The organism is Serratia sp. M24T3, assembly GCF_000257645.1.
Classification (GTDB): domain Bacteria; phylum Pseudomonadota; class Gammaproteobacteria; order Enterobacterales; family Enterobacteriaceae; genus Rouxiella.
Genome location: NZ_AJHJ01000007.1, coordinates 157,481 through 176,360, shown reverse-complemented (window position 1 = coordinate 176,360; position 18,880 = coordinate 157,481). Strand labels below are relative to the sequence as shown.

Here is an 18,880-nt window from a genome sequence, read left to right as displayed (position 1 = left end):
CTTGAGGTAAGATACTTTGCATATTTTAATTGACCTTCAAGGCTGTCAATCTGAAAGTCGTTTTCGTGGAATAGGGCGCTACAGTGTTTCTTTAACTAAAGCTATTATACGTATTTCGAAAGAGCATAAAGTTTCTATTTTAATTAATGGCATGTATGATATTAATAATATCAATGACGTTAAAAATTTATACAGTAATTTGATTGATCCTGCAGATATGTATGTGTTTTCAGCGCATATGCCGACGCATTTTAGTGACAAGTCTAACCATGAGCGTTTGAAGTCTGCAAAGATTAATCGCGATCATGCTATTGCAAATATCAATCCTGATATCGTATTAGTTACTACCTTCTTTGAAGGCTTTAGCGATAATTTCGTTGTGTCAATATCTGAAACAGATCGTGGCTGGAAAACCTTCTCTATTTGCTATGATCTGATCCCGCTAATGAATCCGGCGGTCTACCTTAGTGATAAACTCTTCCATGAGTTTTACATGGATAAAGTAAAAGAGTTTGAAAACTCTTACGGCGTGCTGTCTATTTCTAATTCCGTGGTCAACGAGTTGGAAAAGTATACTCAGGTTGCACCTGAGAAAATTCAGGCAATTTCTTCTGCGGTTGATGATGAATTTTGTGTTTTGGACTTAAGCGACGCCGAACGCCAATCCCTGCGCCAGAAATATCATATTCCGGGTGAGTTTCTGATGACCATCGGCGTGGTTGAACCACGTAAAAACATCGATGCACTGATTGAGGCCTACGGTAAACTTCCTCGTGCCGTTCGTGAACAATACAGCCTGGTATTAGCCTGTCAAATCAAGCCGCATAATCGAAGCTATCTGCTTGATGTGGCAAAAAAACACAGCGTACCCACTGGACAGATTGTCTTTACCGGCTACCTTTCAGATGAAGACTTGATCGGCCTGTATAATATTTGTCGCCTGTTTGTATTCCCGTCTATACATGAGGGATTTGGATTACCACCGCTTGAGGCCATGAGTTGCGGAGCCGCAACTATTTCCTCTAACTTAACCAGTTTACCCGAGGTAATAGGTTGGGAAGGGGCGATGTTTAACCCCAGAAACACAGGCGAAATGGCTGCCCTGATGGAGCGTGGGCTAACGGATGAGTCTTTCCATAGTGAGTTAGTCGCCCACGCGGCTATTCAGGCAACAAAATTCTCTTGGCAACGCAGTGCCGAATTGTCTTTGGCAGCGTTTGAAAAAGCCTTGGCGGACAATGTTGAAAAGCCGTCGGTAGACAATGATGCCTTGCTTGCGCAGTCCATTCACGCTTTTCGGGCTATTGACGCTCTCGATGATGAAGACCGTTTAGGCACGGCCTGGGCCTTGGCACAAAATAGCTTTGTCGGTCATAAAAAGAAACTACTGGTTGACGTTTCCGTGTTGGTTGAGCACGATGCGGCTACAGGCATTCAGCGGGTTGTCAGAAGCGTATTATCCTGCCTGTTGAGGATGAGCTTACCGGGATACGAAGTCCGCCCCGTTTATTGCAAAATGGGCAACAACTATCATTACGCTAACGCCTATCAGAATTCAAAATTTGGTTCGACACGCGGCGAAGATGAGGCCGTGCTATTTACTAAGGGCGATGTGATGCTGGTGCTTGACCTAACCGCGCATCTTTTCCCTTATTTAAATTCGCAGTTGGATAAAATTCGCCGCACCGGTGCCCAAGTTCACTTTGTGGTCTACGATATTATTCCGATCTCACAGCCTAAGTGGGCAGCAGAGAGCATTCAGCGGGTCTTTCCTGCGTGGCTTGCCTCTTTGGCTCAGCACGCCGATGGTCTGGTCTGTATTTCAGAAAGCGTGGCTGATGAAGTTCGCGAATGGCTCGACAAGCAGCGTGAAATCATCGCTATAAATCCTTATTTAACAGTGAAAAGCTTCCATTTGGGGGCCGATCTTGACGCCAGCATGCCGAGCAAGGGCATGCCCGAAAATGCAGCGCAGGTTCTGTCGGCTATACAACAGCGTGAAAGTTTTCTGATTGTGAGCACTATTGAGCCTCGCAAAGGTCATCAGCAAGCTTTAGAGGCCTGTGAGCTGCTGTGGGCTAAAGGAGTTAAGTGCAATCTGGTCATCGTAGGCAAGCAGGGCTGGGCGGTGGAGGAATTAGCCGAAAAGATACGTAAGCACCCACAGCTAAACAAGCAGCTGTTCTGGCTAAACGGTATCAGTGACGAATTCCTTGAAATGCTGTATGACCAGTCGAGTGCACTGTTGGTTCCTTCTTTTGCTGAAGGTTTTGGCCTGCCTTTGATTGAGGCGGCACAGAAAGATTTGCCACTCATTATTCGTGATATTCCCGTATTTAAGGAAATTGCTGCCGAGCACGCAACCTACTTCAAGGGGACAGAGGCTAAAGTGTTAAGCGATGTGCTCATTACCTGGATTGAGGATTCTAAACAGGGTAACGTCCCGAAATCTTCAGCTATCAGCTGGTTGAGCTGGCGAGAGAGTACTGAGCAACTGTTGAAGCAGCTGCCTTTATAGTTGTAAAACACTTTCCTGGGGCGTGAGATGTCACAGTTTTTCGCCCTGACTTGGTCAGCCAATTTGGGTATTCCAGCCCTATGGTTCGGTGGCTACCATAATATCTCAGTGATTTAAATATCTGCAGTTCGATTATTTATTAATTAAGAGTCTACTGTGATAACAAAACTTTACTGATATATAAAATTTTTTTAAGCCACTGCGCCTGTTGAAAATTATCGTTTGGCCTATAGAGAATTTATTCTTAATAGAGTAAAACGGAAAAACGCAATAACATTATTAATGTACTTTTGATTGACAATCAATAAACTATAACATTTGTAAACTAGATGGATTTCAAGATGACTAATAAAGTAGCGATTATTACTGGTGTTACCGGACAAGATGGCGCGTATTTGGCTGAACTTCTGCTTGAAAAAGGCTATACCGTTTACGGTACTTACCGTCGTACCAGCTCTGTAAACTTCTGGCGTATTGAAGAGTTGGGAATTAAAGGTAATCCTAATCTGCATTTGACCGAATATGACCTGACCGATTTATCGGCCAGCATTCGTTTGCTGCAAAATACCGGTGCTACCGAGGTGTATAACCTTGCAGCGCAGAGCTTTGTAGGTGTGTCATTTGAACAACCAATCACCACTGCCGAAATCACCGGCCTTGGCGCGGTAAACCTGTTGGAAGCTATTCGCATCGTTAATCCGAAAGTGCGTTTCTATCAGGCTTCTACTTCTGAGATGTTTGGTCAAGTGCAGGCAATTCCTCAGAAAGAAGATACTCCTTTCTATCCTCGCAGCCCGTATGGTGTGGCTAAGCTTTACGCTCACTGGATGACCATCAACTATCGCGAAAGCTACAACATTTTTGCTTCCAGCGGCATTCTGTTCAACCATGAATCACCACTGCGCGGTCAAGAGTTTGTAACTCGTAAAATTACTGACTCAGTAGCAAAAATCCATCTTGGCAAACTAGACGTGCTGGAATTAGGTAACATGGATGCCAAGCGCGACTGGGGCTTCGCTAAAGAATATGTTGAAGGCATGTGGCGTATGCTGCAAGCCGATGCGCCTGATACTTTCGTGCTGGCTACCAACCGTACTGAAACCGTTCGCGACTTCGTCTCAATGGCATTTAAAGCAGTGGGTATTGATCTGCGCTTTGAAGGTAAAGACGAAAACGAAGTGGGTATCGATACTGCGACCGATAAAACGCTGGTTAAAGTTAATCCTAAGTTCTATCGCCCTGCAGAAGTTGAGCTGCTGATTGGCGACCCAGCTAAAGCTAAAGAAGTTCTGGGTTGGGAACCGAAAACTACTCTTGAACAGCTGTGCAAGATGATGGTTGAAGAAGATCTGCGTCGTAATAAACAAGGTTTCTCCTTCTAATGACTACAAATGGCAAAATAGCTTTAATCACTGGGATTAAGGGATTTACAGGCCATTTCATGGCAGCCGAGCTATCGGCTGCCGGATATCAGGTCTTCGGACTTGGTACGCAGCCATCCCAATCATTAGTCAATTATGAAACGGTAGATCTGACCAATTCTGAAGCGACTAAGTCCACCATTGAAAAAATCAAACCTGATGTTGTTGTGCACCTGGCTGCAATAGCGTTTGTAGGCCATGCCGATATTAATGCGTTTTATAATGTTAATGTCTGTGGAACGCGAAACCTGCTTCAGGCACTGGTTGAATGTTCCCATCATCCAGAAGCGGTGCTTATCGCCAGCAGTGCCAACGTATACGGCAATGCGGCAGAAGGGCGTTTACGTGAAGACACCGAGCTTAACCCGGCCAATGATTATGCGGTCAGTAAAATTGCTATGGAATACGTTGCGAAAATGTATTCTGACAAGCTGCCGATTATTATTACTCGACCTTTCAATTATACCGGTGAAGGGCAGGCGACTAATTTCCTGATCCCTAAAATAGTGGATCATTTTAAAAGACGTTCACCGACTATTGAGTTAGGTAATATCGACGTATGGCGTGATTTCTCAGATGTTCGTTACGTTACTGCTGTTTATCATGCCCTGATAAAGTCTCAGGCATTTGGTGGAACATTTAACGTTGCTTCTGGTGAAATGTATTCGCTGCGGGCTATCATTTCTTTGTGCGAAGAGATCACCGGGCACAAGATTGAAGTGCAGGTTAATCCGCTATTCGTCAGAAAGAATGAAATTAAAGAACTATGTGGTGATACTCATCATTTACAGTCGACATGTAAAGTCTTGCCTGAAAAAATCGAATTGAAAGATACACTGCTCTGGATGCTTAATAACTAATGCTTAAAATAATCCTTTCCACTGACTGCGTAAAGTTCCCTTTAACCGGCATCGGGCGCTATGCGTTCGAGCTGGCAAAACAGCTTGAAAACAGCCAGAGTGTGGACTTATCATATCTTCACGGCTTATCTATCACCAAAACGTTACCGATTGCCAGCGAGACAGGTAACACAGGGCAAGGATTGAAAAGGCATTTGCAGAAAAGTCGTATTGTCAGTGAGATTTATCGTATCACTTATCCTTACGCAAAATCATATGTATTAAGTAAACAGGAAGAGCATATTTTCCACAGTCCCAATTATTATATTCCACCCAATATCGGTAAGAGTGTAGCAACGTTTCACGATCTTTCTGTATTTCACTGGCCAGAATTTCATCCTGCTGGTCGTGTGCATTTAATGCAGAAAGAATTGAAGAAAACTGTAGCTCGTGCCAAAGTATTAGTTACTGATTCCGAATATACTAAAAAAGAATTAATTGAATACTTTGATACCGATTTAAATAACGTGGTTGTTGCTCCTTTGGCCAGTAGTGGGTTTTTCGCTCCAAGACTCGAGTCCGAAGTACAACCGGTATTATCTAAATACCAACTTAGTTATAAACAATTCTTTTTATATACCGGTACTATTGAGCCGCGTAAAAACATTCTGACTTTATTGCAGGCTTATGATCGCCTCGACCTGATAACAAAAACTAATTTTCCTTTGGTGATTAGCGGTTATAAAGGCTGGGAGAACGAAGAGCTTTTCAGGCTTTTCAAGAAGGGCAACGACGAGGGATGGTTAAAATATCTTGGCTACACGGCCTCTGAAGATTTACCTCTGCTCTATTCTGCTGCCAAAGGCTTTTTGTTCCCATCAATTTATGAAGGGTTTGGATTGCCGGTGCTTGAAGCAATGGCCTCAGGTATTCCCGTTATTTGTTCCAATGCAAGTTCGTTACCTGAAGTCGTTGGTCAAGCGGCTTTAATGCACGAACCCTATGATGTTCAGGGCTACGCTGAATCTATTAATCTCATTATTCAAGACTTCAATGTTGAGCAACGCATGATATCAGCAGGTATTGAACGGGCTAAAGCATTCTCATGGGAACACTGTGCCGAAAAAACCATTCAAGCCTACACTCAGGTATCAGAAATTTATGATTAAAGTTCTACATTGCTACAAAACCTATTACCCAGATTCTTTTGGTGGCATTGAACAGGTTATCTACCAGCTTTCTGAAGGGGGAGCTCAACGCGGAACTATTTCAACAGTATTTACTCTTACCAGTAATGAGATTGGAATTAATCCGACATCCATTGAAAATCATTCTAGCTATCGGGTTAAAACCCAAATCGAAGTGGCTTCAACTCCATTCTCCCTCAAAGCTTTTGGTGAGTTTAAAAAGCTTGCTGCAGATGCAGATATTATTCACTACCATTTCCCTTATCCGTTTATGGATTTGTTGCATTATGGCGCAGGGATCAATAAGCCTACTGTAGTAAGTTATCACTCTGATATTGTCAAACAGAAGTTTTTGTTAAATCTTTATATTCCATTAATGAATAAATTCTTAGGGGATGCTGACTGTATTGTTGCAGCTTCACCTAATTATGTTGAAAGCAGCAGCGTGCTGCAAAAGTTTAAAGATAAAGTTTATGTTATTCCTTACGGTTTGGATAAGAAATTTTATAATAACGCATCTGCCGAAATAAAAGAAAAGTGGCGTCAAAGGTTCCCAAACGGATTTTTCCTGTTTGTTGGAACTTTCCGCTATTATAAAGGGCTACATACGCTCATCGAAGCGGCAAAGAATTCAGATTATCCCATCGTCCTTATCGGCAGCGGACCAATCGAGAGTGAATTAAAAGACCAGGCCAAAAAATATGGTGTGGATAATATTCATTTCCTGGGCGCATTACAGGATGAAGATAAAACCGCACTGCTTGAGCTTTCAACCTGTCTGGTATTTCCGTCACACCTGCGTTCTGAGGCTTTCGGTATTTCGCTTATCGAGGCTTCGCTGTATTCCAAGCCTGCAATCTCTTGCGAAATTGGCACTGGAACGACTTATATTAACATCAACGAAGTCACCGGATTGGTTGTACCGCCTGAGGACCCGCTCGCCTTGAGGCGTGCAATGGACAGAATATGGTCGAATCCCGAGCAGTCGTGTCAATTTGGTATTGCAGCCAATGAGCGGTTTGAACAATTATTCACCGCAGAGAAAATGGTGGAGCAATATACTAAGATTTATGAAAAGTTAATTTCTAAAGCATGATGCCGCCTGTTTAGGTGAAGTTATTGACTTTTCAGTACTTCCTGGAAGTTTTGAATCTACTGAATGCGATATTAGAGGATGATTAATTAGGTTAATAAATTGTTGTTTAATCGTTTCATCGCTCTTTTTGACCTGCAATTTTCTCGTGTTACCGGTAAAGTAATGAGTGCTCGGCATAGTGATTGAGGCTGTACTACGCTGTATTGCACCTACAAAATATTTGGTTGCGATAGTTATGGCTGCGATAGGTACACCCTCAGTCATTCTGATGTACAATGCTTGGGTTCATTTGTATGGCGCGGTGAAAATAAACCTACTAAGAACAGGGGTTTGAGCCTCACCGGGCTATCAACTATTTCTGACAGGAGTTGCTAATGTCCAAACAACAGATCGGCGTCGTTGGTATGGCGGTAATGGGTCGTAACCTGGCGCTTAACATTGAAAGCCGTGGTTATTCCGTTGCTATTTTTAACCGTTCAAGCGACAAGACTGATGAAGTTATCGCTGAGAATCCGGGTAAAAATCTCGTTCCACACCACACCGTCGAAGCGTTTGTTGAGTCACTGGAAAAACCACGCCGTATTCTGCTGATGGTGAAAGCAGGTGAAGCGACAGATAAAACTATCGCCTCCCTCACACCACACCTTGATAAAGGTGACATCCTCATTGATGGCGGCAACACCTTCTACAAAGACACCATTCGTCGTAACAAAGAACTGTCTGACCAAGGCTTCAACTTTATCGGTACCGGTGTTTCCGGTGGCGAAGAAGGCGCACTGAAAGGCCCTTCAATCATGCCTGGCGGTCAGAAAGAAGCGTATGAACTGGTTGCACCAATCCTTGAGCAGATCGCTGCTCGCGCTGACGACGGCGACGCTTGCGTAGCTTACATCGGTGCTGACGGTGCTGGCCACTACGTTAAAATGGTTCACAACGGTATCGAATACGGCGACATGCAGCTGATCGCTGAAGCTTATTCTCTGCTGAAACAGTCCCTGAACCTGAGCAATGAAGAGCTGGCCAGCACCTTCGTTGAATGGAACAAGGGCGAGCTGAGCAGCTACCTGATCGACATCACCAAAGACATCTTCACCAAGAAAGACGAAGACGGCAAATACCTGGTTGATGTGATCCTTGACGAAGCTGCCAACAAAGGCACCGGTAAGTGGACCAGCCAGAGTTCTCTGGACCTCGGCGAGCCACTGTCTCTGATCACCGAGTCCGTATTTGCTCGTTACCTTTCTTCTCTGAAAGATCAGCGTGTTGCCGCTTCTAAAGTGCTGACTGGTCCTAAAGTGAAGGCCTATGAAGGCGAGAAAGCAGACTTCATCGAGAAAGTACGTCGTGCTCTGTACCTGGGTAAAATCGTTTCTTACGCTCAAGGCTTCTCACAGCTGAAAGCGGCATCTGACGAGAACAACTGGGATCTGCATTACGGCGAAATCGCCAAGATCTTCCGTGCGGGCTGCATCATCCGTGCTCAGTTCCTGCAGAAAATCACCGATGCTTATGAAGAAAACGCGTCAATTGCTAACCTGCTGCTGGCTCCTTACTTCAAAAATATCGCTGACGAATACCAGCAAGCGCTGCGTGACGTGGTGTCTTATGCCGTTCAGAACGGTATCCCGACGCCAACGTTCTCTGCTGCAATCAACTACTACGATAGCTATCGCAGTGAGTTCCTGCCAGCTAACCTGATCCAGGCACAGCGTGACTACTTCGGTGCACATACTTACAAACGCATCGATAAAGAAGGCGTGTTCCATACCGAGTGGATGGAATAAATTTATTTATAGGCTTTAGTGGATAGATATTTCCACTTAGTATAAAAACCAGGCTGATTTTAGCCTGGTTTTTTTTTACTAATTTCCTCCCTAAATTAAATAATAATTGTCTTATTGACATTTACCTTTGGACACCATTGGTAAATCTATGTATTGTTTGTTACAAACCTATAAATTATTATTATAAATTTCAAGGGCGGTAATATTTTGAAAAAAATCAACGATAAGGATGCATGCTTCGGTTTTATTATTTCGTTATTAATTGGGATAGCATTTTATTTTATTGTTTTTGGTAATGAGATGCTAAATCCGATCCATATTAATTGGTTAGGACGAGGTGATTGGGCTCAAAGTTATTTAGGGTGGGAGTTTTTTAGAGAAGCCCCTTGGAATTTCCCGATTGTTGGTTTATCCCCAAATTTTGGATTGGAGGTAAGTAACGCAATAGTTTATACCGACTCAAATCCACTTTTAGCTATTATTTTTAAATCTATTTCTAGATGGTTACCAGTAGAGTTTCAATACTTTGGGATCTGGATTCTTATTTGCTCGATACTACAAGCTGTTTTTTCCTGGAAAATAGTAGCAAGGTATTCGGGAAATACATTAATAAAATTGGCTGGGACTTTACTCTTGATGTTTATCCCTGCATGGATAAATCGAGTGGGACATTTAAATCTGATGGCTCATTTTTTCATCCTTGCAGCCATACTAGTGACCTTAGATGAAAAAAAGAGAGACAAAACTTTCCTTTGGGGACTGCTAATATGTTGTTCAATGCTTGTGCATTTATATTTAACCTTGATGGTATGCGTGTTCTGGATAGGTGCAATAATAAAAATAGCTTCAGATAAAAAAGAAAATTTTTGGAGAATAATAACATTTAAGGTATTACCTATTTTTATCGCTATTGCTATTGTTCGCATAATGAGTGGGTATTTTACCGTTGCCAATGGTGCTGAGGGGGCAGGGTTCGGAGATTGGCGCGCTAATGTCTTAACACCATTTCTGGCAAATGGTTGGTCTGTGTATCTTAGCACGCATAATTTCTCTGATGGTGAAAGAGAGGGTTTCAACTATCTTGGTGTGGGACTTATTTTACTTGCATCATTGAATGTGATAAATATAACGCGTTATTTTTCCTCAGGAAAACTTAAAAATAAATTATTTTTAATATTGCCAGTTGTGTTTTTTATATTATTTTCATTTAGTAATAAAGTAGCATTGGGGCCTTATGTTATTCATTATCCGCTCCCATCGTTTATTCTTAAAATCGCTTCGGTTTTCCGTGCATCCGGTCGCTTCTTCTGGCCTGTAACTTATCTGTTTGTGATTTTTATTATTAGTTTGACAGTGAGAAATTTCAGCAAAAATAACGCTGTTATTATCTTGCTACTTTGTACTGCGCTACAAATTTATGATACTCATAACGGCTGGAGTGCAATTAAAAATCAATTTTCAGATATTAAAAAATCAAGCTGGACGCCTAACCTAAAAAGTGATTTTTGGGCAGTAAATGCTAAAATGTATGACAAAATAAGGTGGGTGCCTTTTAATAATTCTTCTAAAGATTGGAAGGATTTATCCTTTATTACTTTAAATGCACATAAAAAAACTAATGATGTTTACATGGCAAGATTTGATGTGCTTAAATCCGAGTCAATGAATCAGGATGTAATGAGAGGATTGTTAGATGGAAATTATCCCGCGGACACAATATATGTGATGGATCAGAATCTGCTCGATATGATTAGCGTCCGTGAAGGTGATGTTTATGCAAAAGTCGATGGGGTTTATGTTCTAGTACCCAATGCTAAAAATTGCTTAGCCTGTGAGAAGATTTATAATCCTTCTAGTATAAAAAAATCTAAGATATTTGATTTTACATCACTTGGTAAGGGTTTTAATTTATTAACTAACGGCTGGTCAATTCAAGAAGGCTGGGGGGTATGGAATGCGAGCAATAAAGCTTCCCTTCTTCTGCCTATACAGGGTGGTAATCAAAAAATAAAAATAACATATAACCCATTCATATCACCTAAAACTCCTGTGCAACGTGTCATTATAAAAGTAAATGGCGTCATACTTGCCAATGTTACAAACTCTCAGCCTACGGAAAGTAATATGTCTTTCGTATTACCGACCATGTCAGACAGTACAAGTAAAAGTGTACTACTTGAATTCGAATTCCCAGATGCAATTAAAGCTTCGGATGTCTATTCTGATGGCGATGCCAGAAAATTAGCATTTGGCATAAAGAAAATCGAAATTGAGTAATCAGCAACAGAGGGAGTTCGCTCCCAAGTGGCTTTCTTTACTCAAGGTGAAAATAATCAACCTTGTTAAGAATTATTTATTTTTATTAAAGATGGATTGCTTCATATGCTAAAACTACTATTCAAATATTGTGTGGTGGGAGGGTTTAACACATTGTTGCATTGGTTAACTTTTGCCATTGTGTACAACTATTTGCATGCCTCACAGGCAATTAGTAACCTTGCTGGATTTTGCATCGCAGTCACTTTTAGCTTTTTTGTTAACGCTAAATGGACTTTCAATGCCGAGCATACAACTTTTCGCTATTTTATTTATGTTGGATTCATGGGATGTGTAGCCCTGGCTTTTGGATTCATCGCGGATGAAATGCAGTTTAATCCATACATCACGCTGGTAGGTTTCACAATCACCAGCTTAGTCATTGGTTTCCTCTATTCAAACTTTGTAGTCTTCAGGGCTAAAGCAAAATGAAAATTTCTCTTGTAGTGCCTGTTTTCAACGAAGAAGCGACGATCCAAATTTTCTATCAAGCAGTACGTGAATCCGAGGAACTGAAGGAGCATGAAGTAGAGATTGTTTTTATCAATGATGGTAGCAAAGATGCGACCGAAGCGATGATCAACACCCTCGCGCTTGCTGATAAAAATGTTCAGGCTATCAGTTTCAGCAGAAACTTTGGCAAGGAGCCTGCCTTGCTGGCCGGGCTTGAACATGCAACTGGCGATGCAGATATCCCCATTGATGTCGATCTGCAAGACCCGATTGAAGTTATTCCTCGGATGATTGAAAAGTGGCAAGCCGGTGCCGATATGGTTCTGGCAAAAAGGGCAGATCGTACCAGCGATGGTCATCTTAAAAGAAACTCTGCTCTGATGTTTTATAAGTTACACAATAAAATCAGCAACCCTAAAATTGAAGAAAATGTCGGTGATTTCCGCTTACTTTCTCGTGAGTTGGTTGAGAATATCAAGCAGTTGCCTGAGCGTAATCTTTTTATGAAAGGGATTCTCAGTTGGGTCGGCGGCCGCACTGAAATTATTGAATATAGTCGAGCGGTGAGAGTCGCTGGAACTTCAAAATTCAATGGATGGAAGTTGTGGAACCTTGCTCTAGAGGGGATAACAAGCTTTTCTACATTCCCTTTGCGGGTGTGGACTTGTCTCGGAATGTTTGTCGCTGCGTTTTCGTTTGTCTATGGCGGCTGGCTAATTTTGTACACTTTGGCATTCGGTAACCCTGTTAAAGGCTACGCTTCGATCATGGCCTCCATACTTTTCCTCGGAGGCATTCAACTGATCGGCATTGGCGTTCTTGGGGAGTATATTGGCAGGATCTATATTGAAACCAAGGGCAGACCAAGGTACATCATAAAAAAATAACAACCCGATGACGTTGGTTGAGCTTGAAGATGCCTCGCCATTTTCGATGAAGACTCAATTGGAATACCGAGCTTGATGCTCGGCATTTTTTCACTTCCACACTACGTTATTTCGTATGTCTTTGACGCAGATTCTGGATCACCGTACTGAAATCTAAATCTTGATCCTGTAGCAACACCAGCAGGTGATAGACCAGGTCCGAAGCTTCGTTTTTCAGTTCGAAACGGTCATTGACCGTGGCGGCCAGCGCGGTTTCAACGCCTTCTTCCCCAACTTTCTGCGCGATACGCTTGGTGCCGCTGGCATACAGGCTGGCAGTGTAAGAGCTGTCCGGGCTGGCGCTTTTGCGCGAAGCCAGCAACTGCTCGAGCTGATACAGGAAACCCCAGTCGCTGCTCGCAGGGTGGAAGCAGCTATTATTGCCTTTATGGCAAGTCGGGCCGATTGGATTAACCAGAATCAGCAGCGAATCGTTGTCACAGTCCGGTGTAATACTCACCACGTTCAGGAAGTTGCCGGAGCTTTCACCCTTGGTCCACAGGCGCTGCTTGGTGCGAGAGAAAAATGTCACCTTGCCGCTGCTTTGCGTCACATCAAGCGCCTGCTGATTCATGTATCCCATCATCAACACTTCGCCTGAAACGGCATGCTGCACAATGGCCGGCATCATGTTATCGGTCTTTTCCCAGTCAAGCTGAGCCAGCTGTTCGGCCGTCAGCATCAAAGGTTCTTTCAGCGTTTTTACTTCATCAAATTCTGGAATGCTCACAAGCGGATCTCCACGCCTTGTTCGGCAAGGTAGCGTTTCAGCTCACCGATATTAATAATTTGTTTATGGAATACGGAAGCTGCCAGCGCGCCGTCTACTCCTGCCAATTTAAAGGCATCTAAAAAGTGCTCGCGAGTTCCGGCACCGCCCGAGGCGATTAGCGGAACGTTGCACACTTCGCGGACCAGATTTAGCTGTCGCAGATCGTATCCGTTGCGCACGCCGTCCTGATTCATCATGTTCAACACGATTTCACCCGCGCCGCGTTGTTGCACTTCTTTAACCCAATCAACTGTCTGCCAGGTCGTCACTTTGGTGCGTGCTTCGTCGCCGGTAAACTGATGAACGTGATAGCTGCCGGTTTCGGCGTCGTGCCAGGTATCGATACCCACCACAATACACTGTACGCCGTAGCGATCGGCAAGACGGCTAATCAGCGTCGGGTCGGCCAGCGCAGGGGAGTTGATGGAAATCTTGTCCGCGCCGAACTCTAAAATCCGGCCCGCGTCTTCAATGCTTTTAATTCCGCCCGCCACGCAAAATGGAATATCAATGACTTCGGCAACGCGTGAGATCCAACTTTTATCGACCACGCGACCATCGGACGAGGCAGTGATATCGTAGAACACCAGCTCGTCGGCGCCTTCTTCGGCGTAACGCTTGGCCAGCGGCACGATATCACCAATGATTTCGTGGTTACGGAACTGCACGCCTTTGACTACCTGACCGTTTTTGACGTCAAGGCAGGGGATTATCCGTTTTGCCAGCATGAGATTGCCTCCGATACGTTAAATTTGCCGTCGAGCAGCGCACGACCGACGATCACCCCTTTTACGCCGCTGCCGCGCAGGGCGGCAATATCATCCAGACTGCCGATACCGCCGGAAGCCTGAAACGCGACCTGTGGGAAACGTTGGCAAACTTCGCGATAAAGTTCGACGTTGGAACCCGCTAAAGTGCCATCGCGGGAAATGTCGGTGCACAGTACGTGTTTCAGGCCAAACGGCAGAAACTGTTCAACAACCTGTTCCAGCGTGGAATCTGAATTTTCCTGCCAGCCGCTGACCGCCACGTGCTTGTTGCCGGCGTCGTCGATGCGTACGTCCAGGGCCAGAACCAGCGCATCGGCACCAAAGCGGGTAAACCATTGCTGCACCAATTCCGGGTTTTTGATGGCCGTAGAACCGACCACGACACGGGAAACGCCCGCGTCCAACAATGCTTCTACGTCCTGCTCGGTACGAATGCCGCCACCCACCTGCACCGGCACGCTAACACCCGCAACCAGCTGTTTAAGCAGAGGGATCTGGCGCGCAGCCGGATCTTTGGCTCCGGTCAAATCAACAAGGTGCAGCACTTCGGCACCCTGCGCCTGATAATCTTGCAAACGTGGCAAAGGCGAATTGCCGTAATCACGCTGCTGTCCGTAGTCGCCCTGATGCAAACGCACCACGCTGCCCTCGATTAAATCCAAAGCGGGGATAATCATGCTGCTTACATCTCCAAAAAGTTTTTCAACAACTGTGCGCCTGCGGCACCTGAACGCTCAGGGTGGAACTGCACGCCGAAGAAGTTATCTTTCTGTACCGCCGCGCTGAACGAGTCGCCGTAAAGCGTCTGTGCGATAGTGTTTTCACATACCGGCATAGCGTAGCTGTGTACAAAATAGAAATAGGCGTTTTCGTCGATGCCACGAAATAGATGATGACCGGCTTTGGCCGCGACCTGATTCCAGCCCATGTGCGGTAATGGCAGTCCGCGATCGGCCATTTTGGCGACGGGCGTCTCAATAATATCCAACATATTGATACCGCCGCTTTCCTCACTGGATGAGGCCAGCAGCTGCATGCCGAGGCAAATACCCAGCACCGGCTGAGTGCAGGCCTTGATCAATTCAACCAAGTCGCGTTCGGTGATTTTATCCATTGCCGCCTGCGCCGTGCCGACGCCCGGCAGAAACAATTTATCGGCTTTGAGCACCAGGTCAGAATCGCGGCTTACTACCGGTTCATAGCCTAAACGCTTGACCGCTGCCTTGACCGAAAACAGGTTGGCGCAGCCGGTATCAAGAATAACGACGTCCATTAGAGCACTCCCTTCGAGCTCGGCAGGGTGTTGCCATCAACGCGGATGGCCTGACGCAGAGTGCGGCCAAAGGCTTTGAACAGGCTCTCGACGCGGTGGTGATCGTTTTTGCCTTTGGTTTTCAAATGCAGCGTGCAACCCATGGCGTAAGACAGCGAGCTGAAGAAGTGCTCAACCATTTCGGTGCTTAGGTCGCCCACGCGTTGATAGCTGAACTCTGCTTTATATTCCAGATGCGGGCGGCCGGAGATATCCAGCGCGCAGCGTGCCAGACATTCGTCCATTGGCAATACGAAACCGAAACGTCCGATGCCGCGCTTGTCACCCAACGCATTGTTCAGCGCTTCACCCAGAGCCAGGCCGGTGTCTTCTACCGTGTGATGATCGTCGATATACAAATCACCTTTAACTTCGATGTTCATGCGAAAACCGCCATGAGTGGCAATTTGATCCAGCATGTGATCGAAGAAGCCGACGCCGGTCTTGATTTTACTGCCGCCTTCGCGGTCGAGCCAAACGTCAACGTCGATAGCCGTCTCGCGGGTCACGCGGTTTACTTTGGCATGACGGTCGCGCCTGGTCAGCTGCTCGGCAATCTTCGCCCAGCCCAGCGTGTCGCGCTGATAACGCAGACCGGCAATACCCATGTTCTGCGCCAGCTGAATGTCGGTATCGCGATCGCCAATCACGTAGCTGTTAGTGACATCAAGCACGCCACTGTCAAGATAGTTTTGCACCAGCCGAGTTTTCGGCTTGCGGCAGTCGCAGTTGTCGGCAGGCAAGTGCGGGCAGATCAGCACATCGTCAAACACCACGCCCTGAGAGGTCAGCACTTGCATCATCAGGTTGTGCGGCGGGTCAAAGGTTTCCTGCGGGAAACTTGAAGTGCCCAGACCGTCTTGATTAGTTATCATCACCAATTTAAAACCGGCGGTCTGCAGAGCAAGCAGAGCAGGGATCACTGCTGGCTCAAACGCGAGTTTATCCAGCCTGTCGACCTGAAAGTCTTCCGGCGGCTCAGAAATCAGCGTGCCATCACGATCGATAAAAAGGATTTTTTGACTTACAGGGGTCTGGCTCACATAGGCTCCTTGCTGGCGCTGCTGTTTTGAAGAACAGATGAAGTGGCGCCCGGTAATGGACGTAATGCGTCAATGACGCGCTGGCATTCCTGACGGGTGCCAATGGTAATACGCAAGCAGCCGGAAAGGCTCGGTTGCTTGTTCTGATCACGCAGGATAATACCCTGATCCCACAACGTTTTAAACACGCTGCTCGACGCGGTAAAGCGCACCAGTAAATAGTTGCTCTCGCTGGTAAATACCTGCTCGACACAGTCACAGGCATCCAGCTCCTGCGTTAACCACTGACGAATACTGGTCACTTCACCAACGCGCTGGCGCATCGCGGCGAGACCTTGCTCACTCAACGCCTGCGCGGCGATATCTGCCACCGGCGTTGACAGCGGGTAGGGCGCAATGACTTTCATCAGCACTTCAATCAGCTCTGGATTGGCAAGGGTAAAGCCACAGCGCAAACCGGCCAGCGCAAAGGCTTTTGACAGCGTGCGCAAAATAGCCAGATGCGGATAATCTTTTAACCAGCCTGCCACGGTCGCCTGCGGGCAAAACTCGATATAGGCTTCGTCAACCGCAACAATGGCTTTGCCGCGAGTCGTTTCCAGCAGCGAACGGATGTCTTGCGGATTGATTAAATTGCCGGTCGGATTGTTCGGGCTGCAAACATACACCAGCTTAACGCCGTCCAGTGCCTGTTCGATAGCCGGTAAATCCAGCTGCCAGTCCTCTTTGGCCATCACGGTACGGCCTTCCACGCCAAAAGTTTCGGCGCTGACGCTGTACATGCCATAAGTCGGCGGGCAATAAAGGATGGCGTCTTTGCCCGGCTCGCAGAAAGCGCGGATCAGCAGTTCGATGCTTTCATCGGCTCCGCGACACACCAGAACCTGTTCGGGCTGCACGCCAGCATAGGCGGCATAGCGACGGATCACTTCTACCGGCTGGCATTCAGGATAGCGGTTGAACGTTTGCGCGGTGAGTTGAAAATCAGGGGCCAGCGCATACTCGTTGGCGTTAAGCCACACGTCACCTTTGCCGCCAAGACGACGAGCCGACTGATAAGGCGTCAGCTGCTGGACGTTTTCACGTGCCAGCGCGACCACAGAAACGCTTTTGTTCGAAGTCTCACTCATTACTTACGCTCCATCAGGGCGGCAACGCGCAGGGTAACCGCATTTTTGTGCGCGGTCAGCTGCTCGGCCTGGGCCAGAGTTTCAATAGTCGGTGCCAAGGCCAGCAGGCCGGCAGGGGTCAATTGCTGAACGGTCATACGTTTCTGGAAATCCGCCAGACCCAGGCTGGAACAGGTCGCGGTATAGCCATAGGTCGGTAACACGTGATTGGTCCCCGAGGCATAATCACCGGCAGATTCCGGCGACCAGTCACCCAGGAACACCGAACCGGCGCTGGTGATGCTGTCGACCAGCGCTTCTGGCTCACGGGTTTGCAAAATCAAGTGCTCGGGGCCGTAGGCGTTGCTGATTTCGATACACTGCGCCAAATCTTTAGCGACGATCAGGCGGCTGCTTTCCAGCGCTTTACGGGCAATCTCGCTACGTGACAGTGTTTTTAGCTGGTTTTCTACCGCGACGGCCACCGCTTTGGCGATTTCAATATCGGGCGTCAGTAACACAACCTGCGAATCCGGGCCGTGTTCTGCCTGAGAAAGCAGATCAGAAGCCACGAAATCTGGCGTCGCGCCGGAATCGGCAATCACCAACACCTCGGACGGGCCAGCTGGCATATCAATCGCCGCACCGTTCAGGTTTTGACTGACCTGACGCTTGGCCTCGGTCACAAAGGCGTTGCCCGGTCCAAAGATTTTAGCCACTTTGGGTACACTTTCGGTACCAAACGCCATGGCGGCAATCGCCTGCGCGCCGCCGAGCTGGTAAACCTCGGTCACACCGCACAGTTTTGCCGCATAGAGGATCTCGTCGGCAATCGGCGGCGGCGAGCACAGAATCACTTTATTACAGCCCGCGATGCGTGCAGGGGTCGCCAGCATCAATACGGTTGACGGCAGCGGAGCTGAACCGCCTGGAATATACAGGCCAACCGACGCAATAGGGCGAGTAATCTGCTGGCAGCGCACACCCGGCTGGGTTTCAATATCGACAATCGGCAGTTTCTGCGCGACGTGGAAAGTCTCGATATTACGCACCGCCACGGCCATTGCCTGCTTGACGTTGTCGCCCAAACGCGCTGAAGCCTGCTCAATTTGCTCGGCGGTCACGCGAATATCGCTGACATCGGTCTTGTCGAAACGCGCACAGTATTCGCGCAGCGCAGTATCACCTTCATTACGCACGCGAGTCAGAATCTCAGTCACTGTCTCGGTGATGCTGCCCGATGCGGCGATAGCAGGGCGAGTCAGTAACTCGCGGCGCTGCTGTTCGTCGCACTGTTGCCAGTCAATGGGGGTAGAGAAACCGTTGGCTTGCAT

The 18,880-nt window shown here is 46.6% G+C and carries 16 protein-coding genes; 9 read left to right on the top strand and 7 right to left on the bottom strand.

Annotation, left to right across the window (positions count from 1 at the left end; translation table 11 throughout):
* Positions 1 to 16: 16 nt before the first annotated feature.
* The 9 genes from SPM24T3_RS08595 (at position 17) to SPM24T3_RS08555 (ending at position 12,501) form a co-directional block, all read left to right on the top strand.
* Positions 17 to 2,518 (top strand): glycosyltransferase family 1 protein, encoded by a 2,502-nt coding sequence (locus tag SPM24T3_RS08595; protein WP_009636347.1) that lies wholly within the window; start codon positions 17 to 19, stop codon positions 2,516 to 2,518.
* A gap of 341 nt (positions 2,519 to 2,859) precedes the next feature.
* A complete protein-coding gene (gene gmd / locus SPM24T3_RS08590; RefSeq protein WP_009636346.1) occupies positions 2,860 to 3,900 on the top strand; it encodes a GDP-mannose 4,6-dehydratase in 1,041 nt (346 codons plus the stop codon).
* Positions 3,900 to 4,799, top strand: a complete 900-nt coding sequence (locus SPM24T3_RS08585) for a GDP-mannose 4,6-dehydratase (protein WP_009636345.1) — start codon at positions 3,900 to 3,902, stop codon at positions 4,797 to 4,799. Before gmd ends, SPM24T3_RS08585 begins: the two co-directional genes overlap by 1 nt.
* The gene (locus tag SPM24T3_RS08580; RefSeq protein WP_009636344.1) at positions 4,799 to 5,947 is read left to right on the top strand and encodes a glycosyltransferase family 1 protein; all 1,149 of its coding nucleotides are present in this window, start codon (positions 4,799 to 4,801) and stop codon (positions 5,945 to 5,947) included. Before SPM24T3_RS08585 ends, SPM24T3_RS08580 begins: the two co-directional genes overlap by 1 nt.
* Positions 5,940 to 7,061, top strand: a complete 1,122-nt coding sequence (locus tag SPM24T3_RS08575; RefSeq protein WP_009636343.1) for a glycosyltransferase family 4 protein — start codon at positions 5,940 to 5,942, stop codon at positions 7,059 to 7,061. The genes SPM24T3_RS08580 and SPM24T3_RS08575 overlap by 8 nt, the downstream gene beginning before the upstream one ends.
* A 374-nt stretch (positions 7,062 to 7,435) precedes the next feature.
* The gene (gndA, locus tag SPM24T3_RS08570; protein WP_009636342.1) at positions 7,436 to 8,845 is read left to right on the top strand and encodes an NADP-dependent phosphogluconate dehydrogenase; all 1,410 of its coding nucleotides are present in this window, start codon (positions 7,436 to 7,438) and stop codon (positions 8,843 to 8,845) included.
* A 207-nt stretch (positions 8,846 to 9,052) separates the two neighbouring features.
* On the top strand, positions 9,053 to 11,122 hold the full coding sequence (locus SPM24T3_RS08565) for a DUF6311 domain-containing protein (RefSeq protein WP_009636341.1): 2,070 nt from the start codon (positions 9,053 to 9,055) through the stop codon (positions 11,120 to 11,122).
* Positions 11,123 to 11,227: 105 nt separating this feature from the next.
* Positions 11,228 to 11,593 (top strand): GtrA family protein, encoded by a 366-nt coding sequence (locus tag SPM24T3_RS08560; protein ID WP_009636340.1) that lies wholly within the window; start codon positions 11,228 to 11,230, stop codon positions 11,591 to 11,593.
* Positions 11,590 to 12,501, top strand: a complete 912-nt coding sequence (locus tag SPM24T3_RS08555; RefSeq protein WP_009636339.1) for a glycosyltransferase family 2 protein — start codon at positions 11,590 to 11,592, stop codon at positions 12,499 to 12,501. The genes SPM24T3_RS08560 and SPM24T3_RS08555 overlap by 4 nt, the downstream gene beginning before the upstream one ends.
* A gap of 106 nt (positions 12,502 to 12,607) precedes the next feature.
* On the opposite strand, the gene hisIE is transcribed toward SPM24T3_RS08555, so the two are convergent.
* Genes hisIE through hisD form a run of 7 tightly spaced genes read right to left on the bottom strand, consistent with a single transcriptional unit; the run spans position 12,608 to position 18,880 of the window.
* On the bottom strand, positions 12,608 to 13,222 hold the full coding sequence (hisIE, locus tag SPM24T3_RS08550; protein ID WP_009636338.1) for a bifunctional phosphoribosyl-AMP cyclohydrolase/phosphoribosyl-ATP diphosphatase HisIE: 615 nt from the start codon (positions 13,220 to 13,222) through the stop codon (positions 12,608 to 12,610).
* Positions 13,223 to 13,266: 44 nt separating this feature from the next.
* Positions 13,267 to 14,040: an imidazole glycerol phosphate synthase subunit HisF gene (gene hisF, locus SPM24T3_RS08545; RefSeq protein WP_009636337.1), complete on the bottom strand. Its 774-nt coding sequence runs from the start codon at positions 14,038 to 14,040 to the stop codon at positions 13,267 to 13,269.
* Complete coding sequence (gene hisA / locus SPM24T3_RS08540) at positions 14,022 to 14,759, bottom strand: 1-(5-phosphoribosyl)-5-[(5-phosphoribosylamino)methylideneamino]imidazole-4-carboxamide isomerase (protein WP_009636336.1); 738 nt, start codon at positions 14,757 to 14,759, stop codon at positions 14,022 to 14,024. Before hisA ends, hisF begins: the two co-directional genes overlap by 19 nt.
* 5 nt (positions 14,760 to 14,764) lie before the next feature.
* Positions 14,765 to 15,355, bottom strand: coding sequence for an imidazole glycerol phosphate synthase subunit HisH (gene hisH, locus SPM24T3_RS08535; protein WP_009636335.1), 591 nt, complete (start codon positions 15,353 to 15,355; stop codon positions 14,765 to 14,767).
* Positions 15,355 to 16,437: a bifunctional histidinol-phosphatase/imidazoleglycerol-phosphate dehydratase HisB gene (hisB, locus tag SPM24T3_RS08530; RefSeq protein WP_009636334.1), complete on the bottom strand. Its 1,083-nt coding sequence runs from the start codon at positions 16,435 to 16,437 to the stop codon at positions 15,355 to 15,357. The genes hisH and hisB overlap by 1 nt, the downstream gene beginning before the upstream one ends.
* Positions 16,434 to 17,567: a histidinol-phosphate transaminase gene (hisC, locus tag SPM24T3_RS08525; RefSeq protein WP_009636333.1), complete on the bottom strand. Its 1,134-nt coding sequence runs from the start codon at positions 17,565 to 17,567 to the stop codon at positions 16,434 to 16,436. The genes hisB and hisC overlap by 4 nt, the downstream gene beginning before the upstream one ends.
* Positions 17,567 to 18,880, bottom strand: a complete 1,314-nt coding sequence (gene hisD, locus SPM24T3_RS08520) for a histidinol dehydrogenase (protein WP_009636332.1) — start codon at positions 18,878 to 18,880, stop codon at positions 17,567 to 17,569. Before hisD ends, hisC begins: the two co-directional genes overlap by 1 nt.